The organism is Stenotrophomonas acidaminiphila, assembly GCF_001431595.1.
GTDB classification, from domain to species: Bacteria; Pseudomonadota; Gammaproteobacteria; order Xanthomonadales; family Xanthomonadaceae; genus Stenotrophomonas; species Stenotrophomonas acidaminiphila.
Genome location: NZ_LDJO01000122.1, coordinates 1 through 614, shown reverse-complemented (window position 1 = coordinate 614; position 614 = coordinate 1). Strand labels below are relative to the sequence as shown.

At 66.8% G+C, this 614-nt stretch carries 1 protein-coding gene; it reads left to right on the top strand.

All coding sequences use genetic code 11. The features are described from left to right. On the top strand, positions 1-614 hold a 614-nt coding region (locus ABB33_RS17940), incomplete at both ends, for a beta-galactosidase (protein WP_152985168.1).

Genomic DNA, 614 nt, shown 5'->3' with positions numbered 1-614 from the left:
TGCTGCTGGCTGGCGCGCTGCTGTGGGGCGTCAGCGCCTGCGCCAAAGGCGAGCGCGCCGGACTGGAACTGCTGCCGCCGCGGCCGGTGGTGTGGGCGGACTATCTGGGCGTCAATGCGCACTTCCTGTGGTTCGAGCCGGCGCGCTACCGCAAGCAGATGGATCAGTTGCAGGCCCTGGGCCTGCAGTGGGTGCGGGTGGATCTGCATTGGGACACCATCGAACCGCGGCAGGGCCAGTTCCGCTGGGATGTGCTTGACCCGCTGATGGCGGAAATGGAGCGGCGTGGTCTGCAGGCCGAGGTATATCTGGTCGGCTCGGCGCCGCATGCCACCTCGGCACCGGCGGGCAGTCCCAATCCCGACCAGTACCCGCCGAAGGATCCTGCGCTGTATGCGCGCGCCATGGTGCAGCTGGCCCAGCGTTATCCCAAAGTGGTGGCCTGGCAGGTGTGGAACGAACCCAACCTGCCCGCATTCTGGCAACCCCGCGAGGACCCTGCCGCTTACGGACAGTTGCTGCTGACCACCGTGCAGGCAATGCGCCGCGAAGCCCCGGGTCGGAAGATCGTACTGGGTGGCATGGGCTATTTCAGCCAGATGCCTACCCGAAAC